At 72.7% G+C, this 22,355-nt stretch carries 19 protein-coding genes; 9 read left to right on the plus strand and 10 right to left on the minus strand.

The window, feature by feature from the left end:
- The first annotated feature begins 2 nt into the window (after positions 1 to 2).
- Entirely contained in the window at positions 3 to 680 is a 678-nt protein-coding gene (locus AB0K51_RS01615; RefSeq protein WP_363449263.1) for a helix-turn-helix domain-containing protein, read from the plus strand.
- Between the two features lie 219 nt (positions 681 to 899).
- On the opposite strand, the gene AB0K51_RS01620 is transcribed toward AB0K51_RS01615, so the two are convergent.
- From AB0K51_RS01620 to AB0K51_RS01630, 3 genes are all read right to left on the minus strand, one after another.
- Positions 900 to 2,393, minus strand: coding sequence for an amino acid permease (locus AB0K51_RS01620; protein WP_363449265.1), 1,494 nt, complete (start codon positions 2,391 to 2,393; stop codon positions 900 to 902).
- Positions 2,394 to 2,571: 178 nt separating this feature from the next.
- Positions 2,572 to 3,048: a carboxymuconolactone decarboxylase family protein gene (locus AB0K51_RS01625; RefSeq protein WP_363449267.1), complete on the minus strand. Its 477-nt coding sequence runs from the start codon at positions 3,046 to 3,048 to the stop codon at positions 2,572 to 2,574.
- A gap of 101 nt (positions 3,049 to 3,149) precedes the next feature.
- Entirely contained in the window at positions 3,150 to 3,650 is a 501-nt protein-coding gene (locus AB0K51_RS01630; RefSeq protein ID WP_363449269.1) for a hypothetical protein, read from the minus strand.
- A gap of 226 nt (positions 3,651 to 3,876) precedes the next feature.
- Here AB0K51_RS01630 and AB0K51_RS01635 point away from each other — a divergent pair, with 226 nt between their 5' ends.
- On the plus strand, positions 3,877 to 4,896 hold the full coding sequence (locus tag AB0K51_RS01635) for a nitronate monooxygenase (RefSeq protein ID WP_363449271.1): 1,020 nt from the start codon (positions 3,877 to 3,879) through the stop codon (positions 4,894 to 4,896).
- Between the two features lie 7 nt (positions 4,897 to 4,903).
- Here the strand turns inward: AB0K51_RS01635 and AB0K51_RS01640 are convergent, their stop codons facing one another.
- Positions 4,904 to 6,370 carry an aminopeptidase P family protein gene (locus tag AB0K51_RS01640; RefSeq protein WP_363449273.1) on the minus strand — a complete coding sequence of 489 codons (1,467 nt, stop codon included), beginning with the start codon at positions 6,368 to 6,370 and terminating at the stop codon, positions 4,904 to 4,906.
- A gap of 199 nt (positions 6,371 to 6,569) precedes the next feature.
- Between AB0K51_RS01640 and AB0K51_RS01645 the strand changes: the two genes are divergently transcribed.
- The 7 genes from AB0K51_RS01645 (at position 6,570) to AB0K51_RS01675 (ending at position 16,773) form a co-directional block, all read left to right on the plus strand.
- Positions 6,570 to 8,306, plus strand: coding sequence for an ABC transporter substrate-binding protein (locus tag AB0K51_RS01645; protein ID WP_363449275.1), 1,737 nt, complete (start codon positions 6,570 to 6,572; stop codon positions 8,304 to 8,306).
- Between the two features lie 14 nt (positions 8,307 to 8,320).
- The gene (locus AB0K51_RS01650; protein WP_363449277.1) at positions 8,321 to 9,286 is read left to right on the plus strand and encodes an ABC transporter permease; all 966 of its coding nucleotides are present in this window, start codon (positions 8,321 to 8,323) and stop codon (positions 9,284 to 9,286) included.
- Entirely contained in the window at positions 9,283 to 10,272 is a 990-nt protein-coding gene (locus AB0K51_RS01655) for an ABC transporter permease (protein ID WP_363449279.1), read from the plus strand. Before AB0K51_RS01650 ends, AB0K51_RS01655 begins: the two co-directional genes overlap by 4 nt.
- Positions 10,269 to 11,258, plus strand: coding sequence for an ABC transporter ATP-binding protein (locus AB0K51_RS01660; RefSeq protein WP_363449281.1), 990 nt, complete (start codon positions 10,269 to 10,271; stop codon positions 11,256 to 11,258). The genes AB0K51_RS01655 and AB0K51_RS01660 overlap by 4 nt, the downstream gene beginning before the upstream one ends.
- Positions 11,255 to 12,271 carry an ABC transporter ATP-binding protein gene (locus AB0K51_RS01665; RefSeq protein WP_363449283.1) on the plus strand — a complete coding sequence of 339 codons (1,017 nt, stop codon included), beginning with the start codon at positions 11,255 to 11,257 and terminating at the stop codon, positions 12,269 to 12,271. Before AB0K51_RS01660 ends, AB0K51_RS01665 begins: the two co-directional genes overlap by 4 nt.
- Positions 12,272 to 12,558: 287 nt before the next feature.
- A complete protein-coding gene (locus AB0K51_RS01670; protein ID WP_363449285.1) occupies positions 12,559 to 14,889 on the plus strand; it encodes a collagenase in 2,331 nt (776 codons plus the stop codon).
- A gap of 114 nt (positions 14,890 to 15,003) precedes the next feature.
- Positions 15,004 to 16,773 carry a glycoside hydrolase family 36 protein gene (locus AB0K51_RS01675; RefSeq protein ID WP_363449287.1) on the plus strand — a complete coding sequence of 590 codons (1,770 nt, stop codon included), beginning with the start codon at positions 15,004 to 15,006 and terminating at the stop codon, positions 16,771 to 16,773.
- A gap of 11 nt (positions 16,774 to 16,784) precedes the next feature.
- Here the strand turns inward: AB0K51_RS01675 and AB0K51_RS01680 are convergent, their stop codons facing one another.
- The 6 genes from AB0K51_RS01680 to AB0K51_RS01705 form a co-directional block, all read right to left on the minus strand.
- Positions 16,785 to 17,159: a hypothetical protein gene (locus AB0K51_RS01680; protein WP_363449289.1), complete on the minus strand. Its 375-nt coding sequence runs from the start codon at positions 17,157 to 17,159 to the stop codon at positions 16,785 to 16,787.
- A 90-nt stretch (positions 17,160 to 17,249) separates the two neighbouring features.
- Positions 17,250 to 17,636 (minus strand): roadblock/LC7 domain-containing protein, encoded by a 387-nt coding sequence (locus tag AB0K51_RS01685; protein ID WP_363449291.1) that lies wholly within the window; start codon positions 17,634 to 17,636, stop codon positions 17,250 to 17,252.
- Between the two features lie 79 nt (positions 17,637 to 17,715).
- Entirely contained in the window at positions 17,716 to 18,663 is a 948-nt protein-coding gene (locus tag AB0K51_RS01690) for a transcriptional regulator (protein ID WP_363449293.1), read from the minus strand.
- Positions 18,663 to 19,046, minus strand: coding sequence for a hypothetical protein (locus AB0K51_RS01695; RefSeq protein WP_363449295.1), 384 nt, complete (start codon positions 19,044 to 19,046; stop codon positions 18,663 to 18,665). The genes AB0K51_RS01690 and AB0K51_RS01695 overlap by 1 nt, the downstream gene beginning before the upstream one ends.
- Positions 18,986 to 19,891 carry a hypothetical protein gene (locus tag AB0K51_RS01700; RefSeq protein WP_363449297.1) on the minus strand — a complete coding sequence of 302 codons (906 nt, stop codon included), beginning with the start codon at positions 19,889 to 19,891 and terminating at the stop codon, positions 18,986 to 18,988. The genes AB0K51_RS01695 and AB0K51_RS01700 overlap by 61 nt, the downstream gene beginning before the upstream one ends.
- A gap of 71 nt (positions 19,892 to 19,962) precedes the next feature.
- A complete protein-coding gene (locus AB0K51_RS01705) occupies positions 19,963 to 22,218 on the minus strand; it encodes an immune inhibitor A domain-containing protein (protein WP_363449299.1) in 2,256 nt (751 codons plus the stop codon).
- Positions 22,219 to 22,355 lie beyond the last annotated feature (137 nt).

Genomic DNA, 22,355 nt, shown 5'->3' on the forward strand with positions numbered 1-22,355 from the left:
TCATGGCCGCCGTGAACCCCCGCCCCGCGCGCGTCGGACGCCCCCGAGCCGGCGGGCCCTCCGACAGCGGACTCAGCCCCCGGGACCAGGTGCTGGCCGCCGCCGCCGAGCTGTTCACCCGGGACGGCTACACCGCCACCACCACCCGCGCCGTCGCCGAGCGGGCCGGCCTGCGCCAGGCGTCGATGTACCACTACTTCGCCCGCAAGGAGGACATCCTCGCCACCCTGCTGGAGTCCACCGTCGAACCCTCGCTCACCCTCGCCGAACGGCTGCTCGCCCTCCCCGCGGCCGACCCGGCGGCCCGCCTGTGGGCCCTCGCCGCCGCCGACGCCGACCTGCTGCACCGCGGCCTGTACAACCTCGGCGCGCTCTACCAGCTCCCCGAGGTGCGCGGTGAGCGGTTCGCCCGCTTCCGCCGCGCCCGCGCCGAACTCACGGCCGCCTACGGCGAGTTGCTGTACCTGATCGAACCCGGCGAGCCCGCGGCCGAACACCGCCTGCGCACCGACCTGCTGCTCGGACTGGTCGAGGGCGGCATCGCCGTGATCCGCGACCGGAGCACCCACCCCGCCGACCGGATCGGCCCCGCCGTGGCCGACGCCGCGCTCCGCCTGGCCGGCTGCGACCGCGCCGCACGCGAGGCCGCAGCCGCGGCGGGCCGGACGCTGCTGCCCTGAAACACCACCAGCCGCCCGGGGGGAAGGGGCGGCTGACGGTACGTCGGAGCGCGGGGCGCCTGTGGGGCGCTGGCGGAGGGGAGAGACCCGGGAGCTGACGGTCTGTCGGGCGGCTGGCGACTCCGGAGCGCCGACGGAGTGTCGGGGAGCCGACGAGTGCCCCGGCCTGCGGCCCTGCCGATGTGGTGCCCGGCGGCGGGCCGGGGCGGTGGCAGCGTGTCAGGCTGCCGACGGGAGGACGGCTGTCGTCCGCCGCTCCCGGCGGGCTACCGCGGTGCGGTAGAGGGCGCCGGCTGCCAGCGCTGCCGCGAGGACCAGCACGGTGAACCAGCGCAGGTACCAGTGGCCGCCCTGCGGGTCGTAGACGGCGGCCCGCGGCCAGGCCAGGTTGACCGTCATCGCCACGCCGTACAGCAGCGCGAGTGCGTTCACCGGCAGCGCCCAGCGGCCCAGTGAGAACAGCGGGCGGCCCTGCTCGTCGGCGGTCGGAGCGTCGTCCGGGCCGATCGGCAGCCCGCGCAGCCGGCGCACCAGCAGGGCGCCGACCACCAGCGCGACGAAGGCCGCCGGCGCGGCCAGGTTGAGCAGCAGGAAGGCGGCCGCCAGCACGCCGACCAGCAGCGCCGCCGGGCCGGGCATGCCGGTGCGCGGGGAGACCGCCGCGAGGATCCGGGAGCCGGGGAGGGCGCCGTCCCGGGCCATCGAGAAGACCATCCGCGCGCCCGCCGTCTGCATCGCCAGCGTGCCCACGCACACCGCCACCGCGACGTCCGCGAGCAGCACCCGGCCCAGCCCGTCCCCGAGGGCGCCGGTCAGCACGTACGACAGCCCCTCGGTGGCGAGCCGCCCGTCGGTCAGGCTGGGTGCGGCGAGCAGGCCGCCGAGCAGCAGCAGTCCGCCGCCGACGCCCGCCGCGGTCAGTGCGAGCAGGATGGTGCGCGGCGCGGTCCGGCGCGGGGCGCGGGTCTCCTCGGAGAGCTCGCCCGCGCTGTCGAAGCCGATCAGCACGTAGGCCGCCGTGAACGAGCCCACCAGGAACACCCACAGGTAGCCGCCCGAGCCGCCGGTGTGCCCGGTGTCCGCCACCACCGCCGGGGAGCGCTCGGCGCGGGTGAACAGCAGGACCGCGATCAGCACGATCCCGGCCAGCTCGGCGGCCACGCCCACCCCGTTGACCGCCGACAGCACCCGGTTGTCCAGCACGTTGACCAGCGTGGTGAACGCGATCAGCGCACCGCCCAGCAGCACCGCGTTGGCCGCACCGCTGGGCGCCGTCAACGCGGGATCGCCGCCCACCAGTTGGAACCCCGACCAGAGCGCCGGCAGCACCACCTGGAGGGCCAGCGCCGCGGCGGCGACCACCACCACCTGCCCCAGCACCATCAGCCACCCCGTGAACCAGCCGTAGCCGGGCGAGGCCAGCCGGGAGGCCCACTGGTAGATCGCCCCCGAGATCGGGTAGCGGGCGGCCAGTTCGGCGAAGCAGGCCGCCACCAGCAGCTGGCCGCCCAGCACGAGCGGCCAGCTCCAGACGAACGCCGGCCCGGCGAAGCCGTAGCCGAACGAGAACAGCTGGAACACCGTGGTCAGCACCGAGATGAACGAGAAGCCCGCCGCGAACGAGGCGAACCGGCCCATCGTGCGGTGCAGTTGCTGCGGATACGGCACGCCCTCGGCGGCCTGGACGGGAACGGGGGGAGCGCTGGTGGTCATCGGGCACCGGCCTTCCACGAGCCTGTGGAGCACGTTTTTCTGTCGACCGACAGAAATAGGGCAGGCGCGCTTCTACGGCATTGCCCGTCCGTTGCCGCGACGTTGCCTTGTGCTCACCCGGGTCCGGCCCGGGCCCGGGTGTCGAACCCGGGCGCCGGGCCGCCGGATCGCGGGGCCGTCAGGCGTACTGCCCCGGGACGTAGTCACCCGCGGGCTGACGGATGATCACGTTCATCCGGTTGTAGGCGTTGATCAGGGCGATCAGCGACACCAGGGCGGCGAGCTGCTCCTCGTCGAAGTGCCGCGCCGCGTCGGCCCAGGCCTCGTCGGAGACCCCGGTGGCGGCGTCGGCGATCCGGGTGCCCTGCTCGGTCAGCTCCAGTGCGGCGCGCTCCGCCTCGGTGAAGACCGTGGCCTCCCGCCAGGCGGCCACCAGGTTCAGCCGCACCGAGGTCTCCCCGGCGTGCGCCGCGTCCTTGGTGTGCATGTCGGTGCAGAACCCGCAGCCGTTGATCTGGCTGGCGCGGATCTTCACCAGCTCCTGCGTGGCGGCCGGCAGGGTGGAGGCCGTGATCACCTGCCCGGCCGAGTTGATGTACTTGGCGAACTTCGCACCGGCCGTGCTGCCGTAGTAGTGGGGGAGACGGGCGTCCATGTCGGGCTCCTTCGATCGCTTCGTGTGCGCTGTCGAAGGACTGACCCCGCGGCCCGCGGCGATGTGACAACCCCTGCCTGTGACCCCCGTCACTCGGCCGGTCAGAGGAGGTAGGCGATCCGGCCGGTCAGGAGCAGGTAGCCGAGGGGGAGCAGGACCACCGGGAGCAGGACCCGGAGCCTGGCGCGGGGCGGCAGGCCGGGCGTCAGCAGGAAGGCGGTCAGGCCGAAGCAGCCGGCGACGAACAGGACCAGTTCGGGCCAGGACTCGAAGGGCCGTCGGGCGGTGGCGAGCACGTACACGCGGGCGGCGATCAGGATGACCAGCACGGCCATGCCGGAGACCTGCCAGGCCGGGCGGACGCCCGCCAGCCGCAGCAGCGGCCAGGAGAGCAGGCCGCACACCACCGGGGCCGAGAACACCACCAGGACGAAGAGTCCCAGACAGCCCCAGCCCTTGCCGCAGCGGCCCGCCTCGGAGACGGCCTGGATCGCCGCGATCGCACCCGCCACCAGTGCCCCGAGCAGGGCCCCCACGGCAGCCCCGCGCAGGGCCCGGCCGAGCGGGTCGACCGCTCTCGTCCCGCCGAGAGTCATCGTCATGTGCGGCATCCCCCTTGCCGATCGCCGGTCGCAGCCGCGTCATTCTGCCAGCCGCAGAGCGGTCGGCGGAGCGGAATCCGCGGCCGGACCCGGTCGGCGCAGCGGAATCCGGCGCCGGCCCGGATCGCGGCGACCCGCCGTAGGCGAACGGAGACCCGCCGGGAGCGCGGCGGCCCGACGTAGGGTGGACGCAGGGGGCCCCGGGTCAGGCGTAGGGAGCTACGGCATGGAGTTCGACTGGGAGATTCCGCTGGTCGCGGCGCCGATGGCAGGCGGCGCGAGCACCCCGGAGCTGGTGGCGGCCGTCACCGAGGCGGGCGGGCTGGGATTCCTCGCCGCCGGGTACCGGAGTGCCGCCGCCATGGTCGAACAGGTCCACCGCACCAGGGAGTTGACGGGCGGCCGCGAGTTCGGCGTGAACCTGTTCGTGCCGGGGCCGCCCGCCGCGCCGGAGCCGGTCGCCGCGTACCGGGAGCGGCTGCTGCCGGAAGCGATGCAGTGGGGCGTGGAGCTGCCCGCGGCGGTCGCGCCGGACCGCGACGACTGGGACGCCAAGCTGGTCGCGCTGTTCAACGACCCCGTCCCGTACGTGTCCTACACCTTCGGCCTGCCGACCAGGGCCGAGGTGCGTGCGTTCCGGTCCGCCGGGATGCGTCAACTCGGCACCGTCACCAGCCCGGAGGAGGCCCGCACCGCCACCGACCGCGGCATGGACGCGCTGGTGGTGCAAGGTCCCGAGGCCGGCGGCCACCGCGGCACGCACCGCGCGGAGGACCGGCCGAACGAGCTTCCGCTGCTGCAACTCCTCGGCGAGGTGCGGAAGGTGACGGACCTTCCGCTGATCGCCGCGGGCGGCCTCGGCGACGGCCGGGCGATCGCCGCGGCGCTGCGGGCCGGCGCGGTCGGCGCCCAGCTCGGCACCGCCTACCTGCGCGCCGACGAGTCCGGGGCGTCCGCCGCGCACCGGCGGGCGCTCACCGAACTCGCCGCGACGACCGTCACCCGGGCCTTCACCGGCCGCCCCGCCCGCGCCCTGCGCAACGCCTTCATCGACCGCCACGACGCGTACGCCCCCACCGCGTACCCGGAGGTGCACCACCTCACCCAGCCGCTGCGCGCCGCCGCCGCGAAGCGCGAGGACCTGACGGCGATGCACCTCTGGGCGGGCACCGCCCACCGCCGCACCCGCCCGGGCCCCGCCGCCGAGCTGACCCGGGCGCTGTGGCGCGAGGCGTCGGACGGCTGACGCTCCGTCAGGACAGCAGCGTGCCCATCCACTCCTCGATGCCGTCGACGGTGCGCGGGAGGGCGCCGGACATCAGCCGGGCGCCGTCGGCGGTGATGACGAGGTCGTCCTCGATGCGGACGCCGATGCCGCGCAGCTCGGGCGGGAGGGTGAGGTCGTCGGGCTGGAGGTAGAGGCCGGGCTCGACGGTGAGGACCATGCCCTCCTCCAGGACGCCGTCCAGGTACGTCTCGGCGCGGGCCTTCGCGCAGTCGTGGACGTCCAGGCCGAGCATGTGGCCGCTGCTGCAGAGGGTGTAGCGGCGGTAGAGGCCGGAGTCTTCGCGCAGCGCCTCCTCGGCGGGGACCGGGAGGACGCCCCACTCGGCGAGGCCCTCGGCGATGACCCGCATGCCGGCGCGGTGGAAGTCGCGGAAGGACGCCCCGGGCCGCAGGGTGGCGATGGCGGCGTCCTGGGCGGCCAGCACCAGCTGGTAGACGTCGCGTTGGACGGGGGAGAAGGTGCCGGAGAGCGGCAGGGTGCGGGTGACGTCGGCGGTGTAGAGGGTGTCGGTCTCCACCCCGGCGTCGAGCAGCAGCAGCTGGGACGGGTCGAGGGCGCCGTCGTTGCGGATCCAGTGCAGCACGCAGGCGTGGGCGCCGGAGGCGACGATGGTCTCGTAGCCGGTGCCGTTGCCCTCGGCGCGGGCGCGCCGGTTGAAGGCGCCCTCCAGCCAGCGCTCGCCGCGGTGGTGGCGCAGTGCGGCGGGCAGGGCGCGGACCACGTCCTCGAAGCCCGCGGTGGTGTGGTCGACCGAGAGCTGCAGCTGCTCGACCTCCCAGGCGTCCTTGACCAGGCGCAACTCGGCGAGCGCGCCCGCGAGTTGCCCGTCCAGGGCGGTCAGGGCCGAGGACGGGCGGCCGGCCAGCGCGTCGAGCGCGGGGTCGACGTCGGCGAGCAGCCGGGTGGGCACGGAGCCGGTGAAGAGCTTCGGCAGGTCGTCGAGGTGGGCGGTGCGCAGCCCGGTGAGCTGCGCGGCCTCGGCCAGGTCGGCGCGCCGGCCGACCCAGAACTCGCCGTAGCGGCGGTCGCGGTAGAACTCGGCGGAGCCGCCGGCCCGCGGTGAGCGCGGGCGCAGGTACAGCACGGGCTCGCCGTCCGGCTCGATCACCAGGACGTGGCCGACCTGCTCCTCGCCGGTCAGGCCGGTGAGGTGGGCGTAGGCGCTGTGCGGGCGGAAACGGTAGTCGCAGTCGTTGCTGCGGACCTTCAACTGCCCTGCGGGCACGAGCAGTCGCTCGCCCGGGAAGGCGGCGGCAAGCCGGGCGCGGCGGGCCGGGAAGTGGGCGTGGCCGGGCACCCGGTCCTCGGCGGGCAGCGGGGTGGCGGCCCACTGGGTGCCCATGAAGGCGTCCAGGGCGGGGGAGACCGGGAGGTCGTGGCTGCCCGTGTTCAGCACGGGCGGGGTGGACACGGCGGACGATTCTGGAAGCATGCTCGGGTCGGCTCCTCTGACCTGGGGCAACTACGGGGAGGGGGAATCGAGTTGCACACCGTCAGGTAAGGCCGAGGACACGGCTCGATAACGGTCCGTCCGCCTCATTGCGCTGTGCAATTTCACATTACTATGTTACGGGTCACACCTCAGTCAGGGCCAGACCCCGATTGAGCGGCCCCCCATTCCGGAGTTGCACATGAACAGGCGTACCCACGCCGCCCTCGCGGCGGCCATCGCGGCATCCCTCACCCTCGGACTCGGCGCGTGCAGCAGCAGCGCCGGGAGCAGCGACAACGGCGGCCAGCAGGGCGTGACCACCGAGGGCAACGGCATCGTCGGCGGCACTCCGGTGAAGGGCGGCACCCTCACCATCCTGTCGAACCAGGACTTCGACCAGCTCGACCCGGCCCGCAACTGGACCATGCCGGTGATGGACGTCGGCGTCCGGATGCTCTACCGCACCCTCACCACCTTCAAGGCGGCCCCCGGCGCCGAGGGCCTGAAGATCGAGCCGGACCTGGCCACCGACCTGGGCACCCCCAGCGACGGCGCCAAGACCTGGACCTTCCACCTGAAGGACAACCTCAAGTACGAGGACGGCACGGCGATCACCGCCGACGACATCAAGTACAACGTCGAGCGGTCCTTCTCCCCGGAGCTGCCCGGCGGCCCCGACTACGCGGTGCGCTACCTCAACGCCCCGGCCGGCTACCAGGGCCCGCTCACCGGCCAGCGGCTCGGCAAGGAGGCGATCGAGGTCCCCGACGCCAAGACCATCGTCTTCCACCTCAAGCGCCCGGTCGCCGAGTTCGGCTACACCGTCACCCTGCCGACCTTCTCGCCCGTCCCGAAGGCCAAGGAGACCGGCGCCAACTACTCCAACCACCCGGTCTCCTCCGGCCCGTACAAGATCGAGAGCTACGACCGCGGCAAGCGCATGGTGCTGGTGCGCAACACCAACTGGGACGCGGCGAGCGACCCGGTGCGCAAGGCCTACCCCGACAAGATCGTGGTGGACCAGACCCTCAAGGGCACCGGCATCGCCGACCGCCTGATCGCCGACCAGGTCGACGACAAGAACGCCATCTCCTACGTCGACCTGACGCCCTCGAAGATCTCCGAGGTACTCACCAACCCCGACGTCAAGAAGCGGCTGATCAGCGAGAACGCCGGCTGCACCACCAAGCTGGACATGAACACCACCAAGGCGCCGTTCGACAACCCCAAGGTCCGCCTGGCGATCCAGTACGCGGTCGACAAGGAGGCCGTCGCCGCCGCCATGGGCGGCCCGGCGTTCAACGACATCGCCACCACCTACCTGCCGCCGGTGCTCACCGCGGGCAACCCGATCGACCACTTCATGATCAAGCCGTCCGGCGACCCGGACAAGGCCAAGGCGCTGCTCACCGAGGCGGGCCTCGGCGGCGGCTTCGCCACCGAACTGGTCACCTCCACCGGCGGCAAGGCGCAGGCCGAGGCGATCCAGGCCGGCCTCAAGCGGGTCGGCGTGGACGTCACCATCACCACCGTCGACCCGACCGCCGTCAACTCCATCATCGGCGACAAGGACAAGCAGCCCGGACTCGCCGCGCAGGGCTGGTGTCCTGACTACCCGTCGGCCGCCACCTTCCTGCCGATGATCTTCGACGGCCGGCAGATCAAGGACAAGGGCAACCAGGGCGACATCACCCGGTTCAACGACCCCGAGGTCAACGCCGAACTCGACCGGATCGCCGGCATGGAGGACCTGCAGAAGGCCAACCAGGCCTGGCTCGCCCTGGACGCCAAGGTGATGGACGCCTCCCCGGCCGTCCCGATGGTGTGGCAGAAGAAGCCGGTGCTGGTCGGCTCCAACATCGCCGGCGCCTACGCCCACCCGGTCTGGGCCGGACAGCTCGACTACGCGGTCATCGGCCTCAAGTCCGTGAACTGAGGGGCGATCCGCAGATGACCACCCCGCTCACCTCGGCGCCGGCCGGGGGAGCGGGGGCCGCGGAGGACACCGCCACCGCCGCCCCCGCCTCCCCCTGGGCCCTCGCGCTGCACCGGCTGCGCCGGCAGAAGGCCGCCGTCGTCGGCCTCGCCATCATCGTCTTCTTCGTCCTGATCGCCGTGCTCGCCCCGGTGCTCACCGCGATCAGCGGCAAGGGCCCCGACCAGATCGACAAGAAGGCCGTCGACCCCTACCTCGGCGGCCTGCCCCGCGGCAGCCTCGGCGGCATCAGCCCCGACCACTGGCTCGGCGTCGAACCGCTGCTCGGCCGCGACGTCTTCGCCCGGCTCGTCTACGGCGCCCAGATCAGCCTGCTGGTGGCGTTCAGCGCCGCCCTGCTGATCACCGTCATCGGCACCGTCCTCGGCATCACCGCCGGCTACTTCGGCGGCCGCGTCGACGCCGTGATCAGCCGCTTCATGGACGTCATGATGTCCTTCCCCAGCCTGATCTTCATGATCGCGCTGCTCTCGGTGGCCCGGAACGTCAACCGCGTGGTGCTCCTGATCGGCGTGCTCTCGGTGTTCAGCTGGCCCTACATCGCCCGGGTCATCCGCGGCCAGACCCTCTCGCTGCGCCACCGCGAGTACGTCGAGGCGGCCCGGGCCTGCGGCACCGGCAACCGGCGGATCCTGCTCACCGAGATCCTGCCCAACCTCACCGGCACGATCATCGTCTACGTCACCCTCGCCATCCCCGGCCTGATCGGGGCCGAGGCCGCGCTGACCTTCCTCGGCGTCGGGATCCGCCCGCCCACGCCCTCGTGGGGGCAGATGATCTCCGACTCGGTGCTCTACTACAAGGTCGACCCGATGTTCTTCATCCTCCCCAGCGCCTGCCTGTTCCTGGTCGTGCTGGCCTTCACCCTGCTCGGCGACGCCCTGCGGGACGCCCTCGACCCGAAGGGCAGCCGCACGTGATCGGATTCCTGGCGCGCCGCCTCGCGGCGATGGCCGTCACCCTGCTGGTGATCTGCGCCCTCACCTTCGCGGTCTTCTACCTGCTGCCCACCGACCCCGCCGCCCAGTTCTGCGGCAAGGACTGCTCCGCCGACCGGATCGAACTGGTCCGCCAACAGCTCGGACTGAACGACCCCCTGATCGTCCAGTTCGGCCGCTACGTGGCCGGCATCTTCGCCGGCCAGACCCTCGGCACCGGCCCGTACGCCGTCCGCTGCGACTTCCCGTGCTTCGGCTACTCCTTCCAGAGCGCCCAGCCCGTCTGGACGTTGATGATGGACCGGCTGCCCACCAGCGCCTCCCTCGCGCTCGGCGCGGCCGTCCTGTGGCTGGTCCTCGGCCTCGGCGTCGGCGTGCTCTCCGCGCTGCGCCGCGGCAGCTGGCTCGACCGCACCCTGATGGTCGGCACCATCGGCATCGCCGCGCTGCCGGTCTACTTCACCGCGATGATCCTGCTCTACCTGGTCGTCACGGTCGGCGGACTGCTCCCGTACCCGCGCTACATCGCCTTCACCGAGGACCCCGGCAGCTGGATCGCCAACCTGATCCTGCCCTGGACCACCCTCGCCCTGATGTACGCCGCCATGTACGCCCGGATGACCCGCAACTCCGTCATCGAGACGATGGCAGAACCGTACGTGCGCACCGCCCGCGCCAAGGGACTGCCCGAACGCCGGGTGGTCGGCAAGCACGGACTGCGCCCCGCCCTCACCCCCGTCGCCACCATGCTCGGCATGGACCTCGGCGGACTGCTGGCCGGCGCGCTGATCACCGAGTCGCTGTTCAGCCTCCCCGGCGTCGGCAAGCTCTTCGCCGACTCCCTCAACAAGGCCGACCAGCCGGTGATCATGGGCATCACCCTGCTCGCCTCCTTCTTCATCGTCAGCTCCAACCTGGTCGTGGACCTGGTCTACGCCTGGATCGACCCGAGGGCGAGGCTCGCATGACCGGTCAACCGCTGCTCGCCGTCCACGACCTCAGCGTCCACTTCGCCACCGCCGAAGGCACCGTGCACGCCGTCAAGGGCGTCGACTTCACCGTCGAAGCCGGCCGCACCCTCGGCATCGTCGGCGAATCCGGCTCCGGAAAGTCCGTCACCTCACTGGCCGTCATGGGCCTGCACCGCGGCGCCACCGTCACCGGCTCCGCGAAACTGCACGGCCGGGAGCTGATCGGCGCCCCCGAGGAAGAGATCCGCCGGCTCCGCGGCCGGACCATGGCGATGGTCTTCCAGGACGCCCTCACCGCGCTGCACCCCTACTTCACCATCGGCGACCAGATCGCCGAGGCCTACCGCGAACACCACGGCGGCAGCCGCAAACGGGCCCGCGCCCGGGCCGTCGACGTCCTCGGCGACGTCGGCATCCCCGAACCCGCCCGCCGCGCCGACGAGTACCCGCACCAGTTCTCCGGCGGCATGCGCCAGCGCGCCATGATCGCCCTCGCGCTCTCCTGCGAACCCGACCTGATCATCGCCGACGAGCCCACCACCGCCCTCGACGTCACCGTCCAGGCCCAGGTGCTCGAACTCCTGATGAAGCTCCAGCAGGACCGCGGACTCGGCATCGTGATGATCACCCACGACCTCGGCGTGATCGCCCGGGTCGCCGACGAGGTGCTCGTCATGTACGGCGGATCCGCGGCCGAACAGGCCCCCGCCGACACGCTGTTCGCCGCCCCCCGGCACCCCTACACCCGCGGCCTGCTCGACTCGCTGCCCCGCCTCGACGCCGCCGACGGCGCCGCACTGCGCTCCATCCCCGGCACCCCGCCGTCCCTGCTCACCCCGCCCGCCGGCTGCGCCTTCCACCCCCGCTGCCCCGTCTACGCCGCCGCGGGCGACCCCCGCTGCACCGGCGACCGCCCCGCCCTGCGGCAGGTCGCCGACGGGCACCGCAGCGCCTGCGTCCTCGATGAGGTGACCACCGCATGACCACCTCCGTTGCCTCCGCCGTCGACGCGACCGGCGCCGACGAACCGTCACCCCTGCTCAGCGTCCGCGACCTCGGCATGACCTTCCCGGTCCGCTCCGGCCTGCTGGGCCGCAGACTCGGCGTCAAGGCCGTCGACGGCGTCACCTTCGACGTCCGCCCCGGCGAGACCCTCGGCCTGGTCGGCGAGTCCGGCTGCGGCAAGTCCACCACCGGACGGATGCTGGTCCGCCTCCTCGACCCCACCGCCGGCACCGTCGCCTTCCGCGGCGAGGACATCACCCGCCTCCCGCAGGGCCGCCTGCGGCCGCTGCGCAGCAAGTTCCAGATGATCTTCCAGGACCCGTTCGCCTCGCTCAACCCGCGGCAGACCGTCCAGCAGATCATCGCGGCGCCGCTACGCGCGCAGGGCCTGGCCGCCGAGGCGATCCGCCGCGAAGTCCGCGACCTGGTCCACCTGGTGGGCCTCGCCCCCGAGCACCTGGAGCGCTACCCGCACCAGTTCTCCGGCGGCCAGGCCCAGCGCATCGGCATCGCCCGAGCCCTGGCCACCCGCCCCGAACTCGTCGTCGCCGACGAGCCGGTCTCCGCGCTCGACGTCTCCATCCAGGCCCAGATCGTCGGCCTGATGGAACGCCTGCAACGCGAACTCGGCGTCGCGTACGTCTTCATCGCGCACGACCTCGCCGTGGTCAAGCACATCAGCCACCGGGTCGCCGTGATGTACCTCGGCCGGATCGTCGAGATCGGAGAGAAGCACCAGGTCTACGACCGCCCCGCCCACCCCTACACCAAGGCCCTGCTCTCCGCGGTGCCCCTCCCCGACCCCGCGGCCGAACGCGCCCGCGAACGCATCGTCCTCCTCGGCGACCCCCCGAGCCCCGCGAGCCCGCCCCCCGGCTGCACCTTCCACCCCCGCTGCCCCAAAGCCCAGGCCATCTGCCGCGACGTGGCTCCGCCCCTGACCCCGAACGGCCTCGGTCGCGAGGTGGCCTGCCACTTCCCCGAATCCTGACGTTCCGTCAGTTCCCGGGCGAGGTGGCCTGCCACTTCCCCGAATCCTGACGTTCCGTCAGTTCCCGCCCCGACAGGGGCGCGGGGAGCTGCGCGGTCAGCCATGCACCATCCGTCAGTTGACTGATCATCGGCCGGCTGCACTGTCCGCCGTACCCCCGCTTGGCGCGCACGGGGCCGGGCGGCCAGCCCTCAGTGACTCGTCGTCATCGGTTGCTCGCGCAGTTCCCCGCGCCCCTCGCGGGGCGCGTTGATATCCCTCCCCCCACGAACCATGGAGCCCCCACCATGCGAAAGACCCTTGTCGCGGCCGTACTCGCCGCGTCCCTCACGATGCCCGTGCTGCAGAGCACCCAGGCGCTGGCGGTCACCCCCACGGCCGCCGCGTCGCACCTCTCGCCGAGCCCCGACCGGACCGCGTACGACGAGGTGGACCACCTCGGGAGTGCGACCGCGAAAGCGGGTGGCGTGGCGCCCGCGCCGGGCGGCGGGTCGCTCGGCGTCGACAACCACATCCCGGGGGCGCTGCCCGCGCGGGTGGGTGCGCCTGCCCCGGCCGCAGGTGAACTCGCCGCCGCCGCAGGCACGGTGAGCGCGACGACCGCCGCCGGAGTCCCGTGCACGCTCGACGCGATGACCGGCCTGAGCCCGGCCGCGCTCGCGGACTTCCTCGCCGATCCGGCCGTCACCGAGAGCTGCCTCGGCGGCATCGTGTGGACGTGGGACGCCCGGTTCGCCACCACCATGGACGCCCAGCACGTCCAGGCGGTGGCCGCCAAGGCGCAGTCCCTCGCCGCGACCGCCGACCCCCGCCTGTACCAGCTGTGGTACTTCCTGCACGCCGCGGTGTTCCACGACTTCAGTCACGCCGAGATCGACCTGACCACCGCACCGGTGACCGCCGCCGTCCAGCGGGCCATCGACGCCTACCTGGCCTCCGGGCACGCCTTCGACGCCACCGACACCGCGGGCCTGGTGATGCGCGAGCTCGGCATCGTCGCCGGAGCCACCGGCCTGCGCGAGCACAACCTGCCGCTGGTGAAGCAGGTCCTGGCGCACTTCGGACCGGGCACCGCGCTGGCCGGCTCCTGGCAGTGGGGCGGCGCCGCGCTCTCCGCGCTGAACGTCAACTTCCTCGGCATCGCCAACCGCGACGCCGCGTTCACCGCCGCCGTCGCCGCGGACGCCGACTACCGCGCCGCGTTCCGCGGGTTCGCCACCGCCGGCTACCTGAAGGGCACCCAGAACGAGTGGCTGGCCCGCGACGCGACCGGCGAGTACGGCCGGTTCGGGCAGATCGACGCGCTGAAGGCGCAGATCACCGGCGAGATCGGCGGGCTGCTCGCCGACACCCGGGCCACCTTCGGCGAGTACTCCGCGCCGTGGATCAAGGTGGTCGGCTGGGCCAACACCTACGGCGTCTGCGCCCAGTTCAACGTGTGCGCCGACCAGATCGAGGCCAAGCTGTTCCCGTACACCTACAAGTACGACAACGGCGCGATCGAGGTGCACACCGGCCTCGACAAGGCCACCGTCGACCAGATGTACTACGCCAGCAAGCAGGTGAAGACCCAGTTCTTCCGGGTGCTCGGCACCGACGCCCCGCTCGCCGGGGACACCAACACCACGCTGCACATCCACCTGTACGCGACCCGGTCCGACTACGAGGTCTACCACCCGCTGCTGACCGGGATGAGCACCAACAACGGCGGCATCTACATCGAGAACGGCGCCACCTTCTACACCTACCAGCGCACCAGCGCCGAGTCGTACCTGACGCTGGAGGAACTGTTCCGGCACGAGTACACCCACTACCTCAACGGCCGCTGGGCGGTGCCCGGTTACTTCGGCGACCCGCGCTGGTACAGCGGCGACCGGACCACCGCGATGGACGAGGGCACCGCGGAGTTCTTCGACGGCGCCACCCGCGACCAGGGCATCCTGGTGCGCAAGGCGCTGGTCAACAAGCTCGCCCAGGACGAGGCGGCGGGCATCCCGCGGATGACGGTCGACCAGCTCCTGCACGCGAGCTACGACGACACCCCGGCGTTCCACTTCTACAACTACGCCGGCACCTTCTTCGAGTTCCTGTGGACCGCGCACCCCTCGCTGATCCGCGAGATGTACGGCTACCAGCGCGCCGACGACCCGGCCGGCTTCGACGCCTGGCGCAGCCGGCTCGGGGCCGACCAGAACCTGCAGCGCGAGTACTTCGCCTTCCTCGACCAGCAGATCGCGAAGATCGACCAACTGGACGTCCCCAGCACGCAGTTCACCGCCAACGGATACCTGGCGTACGCCTACCCGTCCGAGGTGCGGGCCGCGTTCACCAAGAACGCCTACATGACGCCGGACTGCAAGGACAACGGCGACTGGGACAACAAGCCGATGCGCTTCGTCTGCACCGGCCGGATCACCGCCAACCTGTCGAACTCCGGCAGCGCCGACCAGGTGTTCAAGGACATGTCCTCCACCGTGGACTACTTCATCCTGCAGCGCACCAAGGGCGTCGCCAACAACCTCGACGACATGAACTGCTACTTCGGCAAGGTCGACATCTGGCCCACCGGCCAGGCCGGCACCGCCGACTACACCTGCGAAGGCCCCCTCCGCCGCTGACCCCGGCACCCACCAGCCCCCGCACGGGCCGGCCGTTCCCGGGCAGGCCCGCGCTTCCGCGGCCGGCCCGTGCGGGCACCACCTGAATGACCCACCTCCGAAAGGAACTCCCGCGTGACCGCGCTGTCCTGGGACGGCTCCGCCCCGCCGTCCGGTCGTACCGAGGCCGCCCGTACCGTCGACGCTGCCGGGCTGGCGGTGCGGATCACCGCTATCGGCAGCGCGACCGAACCCGTCGTCCGGGTCGTCCAACCGGGCACGCCTGGTGTGGTGTTGATCGAGGTGGAGAGCGGCGAGGAGGACGTCCGGCTGCGGGCCGAGTGGCAGGTGCCCTGCACCGGTGCCACCGGGTACTGGACGCCCAACACCAATGCGCGCTGGCTGCCGCCGAGTTGGGCGGCGCCCCGGGAGGCCTCGCTGCCCAAGGGCGCGCCGGTGGGCAGCCTGGTCGGGCCGGGCGACGCCGCGCTGTGCACCTTCGCGGTGGGCGAACCGGTCCGCCCGGTCAGCATCGGCGAAGGCGCCGTCGAGGAGACCGGCCGCTACAGCTGGTGGGTCGAGCACGACGGGCCGAAGCTCAGCCTGCGCCTCGACCTGAGTAACCGTCACTTCGCCGACACCGTAAGGGAGTCCGCCGACTGGTGGGCCACCCTGGTGCCGGTGCGCGCCGTCCCGGACGCCGCGTTCGAACCGGTCTTCTGCACCTGGTACGCGCTGCACCTGGCGATGACCGCCGCCGACGTGGAGAGCCTCGCCGAACTCGCCGCGCCGCTCGGCTTCGGCTCGCTGATCGTCGACGACGGCTGGCAGACCGACGAGCGCACCCGCTCGTACGCCACCACCGGCGACTGGGAGCCCGCCCCGCGCGCCTTCCCCGACTTCGCCGGCCACGTCCGGCGCATCCAGGCCCTGGGCCTGAACTACCTGCTGTGGCACGCGCTGCCGTTCGCGGGCGACCGCAGCCGCGCGGCCGAGGCGCTGGCCGGCCACACGCTGGCCCACCTGCCGCAACTGGAGACCCACGTGCTCGACCCGCGCAGCGCCGCCGTGCGCGCGTACCAGGTCGAGCGCCTCGCCGCGGCGGTGGAGCGGCACGGCGCGGACGGGCTGAAGATCGACTTCATCGACACCTTCGCCCGCCCGGCCGACACCGGTTCACCCGACGCCGACTGCGCGACCGTCGCCGAAGGCGTGCAGAAGCTGCTCGCCGCCCTCGACGCGCGGCTGCGCGCCACCCGGCCCGAGGTGCTGGTCGAGCACCGGCAGGGCTACACCGGCCCCGGGCTGTGGCCGTACGCGACGATGGTGCGGGCCGTCGACTGCCCGCTGGGCGCGGTGGAGAACCGGGTCCGGATCGCGGACCTGCGGCTGACCGCCGGGCCGCTCGCCGTGCACGCCGACCCGCTGACCTGGCACCCGGCGGAGCGCCCGGAGCGGATCGCGGTGCTGCTGCAGTCGGTGCTGTTCGCCACCGCCCAGGTCTCGGTCGACCTGGCCGCGCAGAGCGCCGACCAGCTCACCGCGCTGGCCTTCTGGCTGAGCGTCATGCGCGAGCACCGCGACCTCCTGCAGCGCGGCGAACTGCGCCCGCACCGACCCGAGTTGGCCTACCCGGTGATCGAGGCCCGGCACGGCGCCCGGCGGGCCTTCGGCCGGTACGCGCCGCTGCCGCTGCGCGTCGACGGCGAGTGGGAGCTGCTGCTGGTCGCCAACGCCGACCAGGACACCCTGGTGCGGCTGGAGTTCGACCGCGCTCCGGGCCCGGTCGAGCTGCTGGTGCAGGACTGCCTGGGCGGTACCGTCGCCCGGGCCCGGACCCCGGTCGGTGCCGCGGAGCTGTCCGTCCGCGTCCCCACCGGGGGCCTGCTCACCGTGCGCCGGTAGCCCGGGGAGGCTCAGACCTCGAGGTCGGCCTCGACCTTCTTCAGCTGGTGGCGGGCCATCGCCAGGTTGGCCCGGTTGCGGTCCAGCGCCAGGTAGAGGAACAGGCCCTTGCCGGAGCGCGCGGTCAGCGGGCGGATCAGGTGGTACTGGGTGGAGAGGCTGATCAGGATGTCCTCGATCGCCTCGTTCAGGTTGAGCAGCTCCATCGCCCGCAGCTTGGCCCGCACCACGTCGGTGTTGCCGGCCGCGGCCACGTTCAGGTCCAGGTCCGGACCGCCGCCGATGGTGCCCAGCGCCATCCCGCTGTTGTAGTCGACCAGGGCCACACCGATGGTGCCCTCAATCGTGCTCATGATGTCCTTGAGCGAGGTTTCCACAGCAGCCATGTTCTCAAATACCTTTTCTCATCAGGGAATTGACGGTTCGTCAGGTTGCTTGACGGGGAGATCCGGAGATCGTGAGCGGGTGGGGAGGGGTCAGAAGGCGCGATCGAGGTCGGCGTCGGCGAGGGCGGCGATCCGCGCCCCGGCCCGCCGGGCCTCCAGGTGCAGCCGGCCGACGTTGGCCTGCGCCCCGGCCAGCAGGGTCAGCACCGTGTACGAGCCCGCCGCGTAGGTGGCGGTGTAGCCGCGCTCGCCGCGGGTGATCAGCTCGCGGAAGCCGCCCTGCCCGGTCGCCTCCGACAGCCGGGCGCCGACGCCGAGCGCGGCGGCGGTCAGCGCGGCCACGCTCTCCGCCTCCAGTCCGCTGGTGTCGTGGGCGACCACCAGGCCGTCGGTGGTGGCGACCAGACCGCCGGTCAGGTGCGGGATCCTGGCCCGCAGGCCGCGCAGCTCGGCCTGCACCTCGGCTTCCGGCAACACGGTCGTCCTCCTCGCGGTCAGTTGTCGAAAGGTCCGCTTCATGACTCGGTCGGCGGGACGGGGCAGGCGGGTAGGGCGGTCACAAGGCCTCCAGAGCGGCGCGTAGTCGGAGCAGTAGCCCCACCTCCGGATCCGAGGGGTCGTAGGTGCGCGGACCGGGCGGCAACAGCACGTCCGGCGGCACGGGTTGCGCGGCGGCCGGTGGTGGCGGGTCGGGGACGGCGGCCGGCCGCCGGGCCCCCAGCAGCCCGGCGGCGGCCAACTGCCGGACGTCCAGCAGTGTGCCGAAGGTGGAGCGGCCCAGCAGCCGGGCCAGCTCGGTTGCGGTCCGGGTGCCGTCGGCGGCGGCCAGCAGCGCCTGCCGGCGGCGGCGCGGGACCGCGGTGCGGCGCTGCGGCGGGGTGCCGGTGGCCAGCAGCGGGACCAGGTCGAGTTCGGCGGTGGGCCAGCAGGCGTCCAGCAGGGAGCGGCGGCGGCCGACCGCGCCGCGCAGCTCCAGGACCGTCAGCGGCCGGGCGAGCCGGAAGACCGGGCGGGCCGCCGGGTCGAAGCGCAGCTCGCCGCCGTGCTGGGCGAGGGCGAAGTGGCCGGCGTCCAAGGTGGCGGTGAGCCGGGCGAGTTCGAGCTCGCCGGGGCCGAGGAGGTGGCTGCCGACCAGGTAGTCCGCGAGCCGGTCGGCGCCCAGCAGCAGGCTGTCCTCCCAGTCCCGGACGCTGATCCGGCCGGCCCCGGTGAGCAGGTGGCCGACGGTGGCGGCGGCCGGCGCCTCGGCGTGCACCGCGGCGCCCGCCACCAGGTGCACCGCGCCGTCCGGGCCGTGCAGGGCGCCGGTGGCGCCCTCGGCGGCCAGGTCGGTGAGCGCGGCCTCGAAGGTGGTGGCCGGTGCGCAGGTGGAGCGCCGGCGGCGGGGCAGCGGCGTGCGCGAGCGGCCGGCGGCGGCCGGAACGGGCTGCACGGGAACGGCCGGCGGGGGGAACCCGTCCGGGGCCGCCGCCGTGAGCGGCGTCAGGGTGTCGGCGGCGGGCATCAGTTGAGCACCAGCCGGTCGGCGATCCCGGCGAGCCGGATCCGGGCCATCGCCAGGTTGGCGTGGTCCCGGTCGAGCCGCAGGTAGAGGAAGACGTTGGCGTCGAACGGGACCGGTACGAAGCGGATCAGGTGGTAGTTGTCCGCCGAGGTGACGATGACGTCCTCGGCGGGCGGGGCTCCGGTCTCCGGGTCGGCGAAGGACGGGGTCTGGGTGACGGCGCGGGCCAGCTCGGTGGCGTCCGCCGCGCCGACCTCGTGGTCGCCGTCGGGCCCGATGCCGGCGGTGCCTATCGCCAGACCGTTGGTCCAGTCGACCAGGCTCACCCCCAGGGCGCCGGTGATCCCCATGGCTTCCGCAAGGCACTCCTCGATCCCGGGCACTGAACCGCTGTCCCTCCCCACCGTGCGGAACACGGCGCGTCGCTGCCACCGCCTTCACCTGCGGTAGTCTGACCAGGACGCAACGCTACCGGCGGCGACACGGGAGAGCGAGACTTTCCCGCATATCCGTCGGGCATATGCCCGAGTGCGCTAGGGTGCCCCGGCGGCTGACGCTCCGTCAGGAAGGCGTCGCAGCAGCGGAATCGGCGAGGCCACCACCCACGGGCAGGAGGCCGGCGCCCCGACCGCGGCGATCCACGGCGCCGGGCGCAGCCCGAGGGTGGAGCCGAGCGCCCCGCCGAGCAGCGAACCAGCGGCCGCACCCCGTAGTTGACGGCCTGGTAGGCGCCGGACACCCGGGAGCGCAGTGCGTCGGGGACGCACGCGGCGAAGATGGCGCCCGCGGTGATGTCCAGGACCATCACGCCGACCCCGGAGACGAACGCGAGCGGGACGGTCAGCAGCAGCGCGGCGCGACCCGGGTCGGTGGCGATCACCATCCGGCGGCGGTGCCCGTAGCGGTCCGCCCGGCCGCCGGCGTGCAGCGACAGCAGCAGGTAGGGCAGCCGGCCCGCGGCGGCCAGGTAGGGCCTGGTCAACTCGTCGATGCGGGAGGTGAGTTCGGTGAGCTCGGTGGCGGTCGGGTGGAGCAGGGTGTCGCCCGTGCCGGCCGCCTCGCGCCATTCGGGGGAGTCCTCGGCGCGGTGCGCCACCCAGCGGCCGGCGCGCTCGAAGTAGCCGTCCAGGGCGGCGCGTTGCAGGGCGTCGACGGCCACGGCCTGCTCCGGGTCGGCGGGGGCGGCGTCCCAACTGGTCGGCGGTCCCTCGCGGCGGAGCAGGTCCACCAGGGGTGTCCGGGTGGGATGGGCGTCGGTGCGCGGGGCGTGTGGGTGGGTGCCCCGCGCACCTCGCGGTGTCAGGACGCCGGACCGACCTTCACGGTGGTCAGCTTGCCGCCCTGGGTCTCCCGGACGATCTCGATCTTGGTGTTGGTGTCGGGCACCGTCACACCCAGCTGCGGGATCGCCGGGTCGGTGTACACCCCGGTGTGGTCGTTGAAGGCCGGCACCGCGGGCTCCGCGGGGACCACCGTGGCCACGCCCGCCTTGTGCAGGGTGAAGGAGGTGGTCGGCTTGAGCGAGAAGGTCGCGTCGTAGGACTGCGAGCGCCCGTTGGTGGTCGTCCCGTCGGCGAACCGCAGCGCCTGCGGGTGCGCGTCCACCGGCAGGATCAGGCCGCCGCCGAGGTGGTCCTTGGTGTTGTTGTCGCCGTAGGAGGTGTCCCACAGCCACACCAGCACGCCCTCCTGGTACGGGTAGGTGTCGACCACGTCGTTCTTGTTCGGCACGCCCCAGTACCCGAAGTTGTACGGGCCGGTCTTCAGGAAGGCGCCGTAGCCCACGTACCGGCGGTTCTCCACCAGGTACGCCCGCGGGTGCTGCTTGACCGCGTCCTTGCCGTGGATGACCGAGAAGCCGACCTCCGCCCAGCCCGCCGCGCCGTTCTCCGCGCCGTCGGCGAGGAGCTGCGCGCCGTCCGAGGTCAGCGAGACCGCGTCGACCAGCACGCCCTTGCCGTGGGTGTTGGAGTCCGAGGTGACGTGGAAGCGGACCTGCACGCTCTTGCCGAGGTAGGCGTCGAGCGGGATGTGCAGCTGCCGCCAGGCGTTGGAGGTGCCGGTCAGGCCCGGGGTGAGCGCGGTGGTGTCGCCGATCGGCTGCCCGTCGACGGTGCCGTGCAGCGGCGTCCAGGACTTGCCGCCGTCGGCGGAGGCCTCCACCGACAGGAAGTCGTAGTCCTGTTCGACGTCGTACCAGGTGGCCGCGTCCATCGAGGCCGAGCCGGTGGCGCCGGTCAGGTCGACGGTGCGGGCGAGCGAGGCGTCCATGTTGTCGCCGGTGTCGCTCCACCACTGCGCGCCGCCCTGGTACGGGTCGGCCAGCGTGGTGGTGGTGCTGCCCGGCGGCAGGTGGACCAGCAGCGCCTGCGCCTGGTCGGTGTTGTAGCCGCTGACGCCCAGGGCGTGGCTGGAGCGGGTCGCGGCCTGCGCCTCGTCGTAGTTCAGCCAGCCGAGCTGCAGCTTGCTCCAGGCGTCCAGGTCGCCCGGGTACTCGCCGGTGCTGTTCCTGCCCTTGCCGAGGTAGGAGGCGGAGGACATCAGCGACCAGAAGTTGACGGAGTTGTCGCCGCCGTTGGTCGGGTACAGGTCCGGCAGGCCCAGGTTGTGGCCGTACTCGTGTGAGAACAGGCCGACGCCGCTGTTCTCGCCCGCCTGCACGTAGTCGTAGACGTACAGGCCCGAGTCGCCGACCGGCGCCCCGCCGATCCGGTCGCCCGCCGGGCCGGTCTGGCCGGTCGGGTCGGGGAAGTCCCAACTGCGGTGCGCCCACAGGGCGTCCGCGCCCTGGGCGCCGCCGCCCCAGGTCTCGTCGACGCCGGCGTGCACCACGATCACGTTGTCGAGGTAGCCGTCCGGCTCGTCGAAGTCGCCGTCCTTGTCGTAGTCGTAGCGGTCCTGCACGTCGTACTGGGCGAGCTCCGCCTTGACGTCGGCCGCCGAGCGGCCCTTGGCGATCTCGCCGTCGTACCAGGCCTTGGTGGCGTCCCGGATGAACTCCTGGGCCTGGGTCCACGCGCCGCCGCCCTGCGGGCCCTTGTTGGAGCCGTAGCGGGCCTCGTTCCACGGCACGGTCACCCAGTCGGAGACGGTGCCCTGGATGTCGTACCGGCCCGAGGACTGGGTGCGGTAGAAGTTGCGCATCGAGTTCGCGCCGGGCGTGTCGTCGAAGAACATCTTCTGGTAGAAGTCGCGGCTGAAGTCGCTCTGCCAGTAGGTGTGGGTGTCGCTCTTCCCCGGCTGCGGGATCCGGTTGTGCTGCGGGCCGGGGGTGCCGGCGTAGCGCGGCTGGCCGTTGTACAGCGTGGAGTTGTCGACCTGGTCGCCGAACTGGGCCAGGATCACGAACACCTTGTCGGTGCGCTGCTGGGCCAGCTGGACGTAGTCGTTGCCGATCTTGACCTTGGCCGGCGTGGTGCCCTTGTCGCTCTTGGCCAGCCGGCCCTGGTTGACCTGCTCCAGGGCCTTGGCCCGCAGCGCCTGCCGGGCCTTCTCCTGCGGGGCCATCGGCGGCTGCGGGGCCTCGCGGCCCTCGGTGCCCTGATCGACCGTCAACGCGGCGACGGGGGAGGGAGGTTGGGAGAACGCGGGGGTCGCCGTCAGTGCTATCGCGCCCGTGGTCAGCGCAGCCGTGAGGGCTGTGGAGAGTCTGCGCAAAGTGACCCGGTCCTTTCGCGGGGTGGGTATCGGAA

This window comes from Kitasatospora sp. NPDC049285, from assembly GCF_040678815.1.
GTDB lineage: Bacteria > Actinomycetota > Actinomycetes > Streptomycetales > Streptomycetaceae > Kitasatospora.

What these genes read in the sequence shown, in the direction of transcription:
- AB0K51_RS01635 (WP_363449271.1), top strand. Translation starts at nt 3,877, where the DNA reads ATGGAGTTCGACTGGGAGATTCCGCTGGTCGCGGCGCCGATGGCAGGC.
- AB0K51_RS01680 (WP_363449289.1), bottom strand. Translation starts at nt 17,159, where the DNA reads ATGGCTGCTGTGGAAACCTCGCTCAAGGACATCATGAGCACGATTGAG.
- AB0K51_RS01620 (WP_363449265.1), bottom strand. Translation starts at nt 2,393, where the DNA reads ATGACCACCAGCGCTCCCCCCGTTCCCGTCCAGGCCGCCGAGGGCGTG.
- AB0K51_RS01690 (WP_363449293.1), bottom strand. Translation starts at nt 18,663, where the DNA reads ATGCCCGCCGCCGACACCCTGACGCCGCTCACGGCGGCGGCCCCGGAC.
- AB0K51_RS01615 (WP_363449263.1), top strand. Translation starts at nt 3, where the DNA reads ATGGCCGCCGTGAACCCCCGCCCCGCGCGCGTCGGACGCCCCCGAGCC.
- AB0K51_RS01625 (WP_363449267.1), bottom strand. Translation starts at nt 3,048, where the DNA reads ATGGACGCCCGTCTCCCCCACTACTACGGCAGCACGGCCGGTGCGAAG.
- AB0K51_RS01640 (WP_363449273.1), bottom strand. Translation starts at nt 6,370, where the DNA reads ATGCTTCCAGAATCGTCCGCCGTGTCCACCCCGCCCGTGCTGAACACG.
- AB0K51_RS01670 (WP_363449285.1), top strand. Translation starts at nt 12,559, where the DNA reads ATGCGAAAGACCCTTGTCGCGGCCGTACTCGCCGCGTCCCTCACGATG.
- AB0K51_RS01660 (WP_363449281.1), top strand. Translation starts at nt 10,269, where the DNA reads ATGACCGGTCAACCGCTGCTCGCCGTCCACGACCTCAGCGTCCACTTC.
- AB0K51_RS01630 (WP_363449269.1), bottom strand. Translation starts at nt 3,650, where the DNA reads ATGACGATGACTCTCGGCGGGACGAGAGCGGTCGACCCGCTCGGCCGG.
- AB0K51_RS01665 (WP_363449283.1), top strand. Translation starts at nt 11,255, where the DNA reads ATGACCACCTCCGTTGCCTCCGCCGTCGACGCGACCGGCGCCGACGAA.
- AB0K51_RS01645 (WP_363449275.1), top strand. Translation starts at nt 6,570, where the DNA reads ATGAACAGGCGTACCCACGCCGCCCTCGCGGCGGCCATCGCGGCATCC.
- AB0K51_RS01650 (WP_363449277.1), top strand. Translation starts at nt 8,321, where the DNA reads ATGACCACCCCGCTCACCTCGGCGCCGGCCGGGGGAGCGGGGGCCGCG.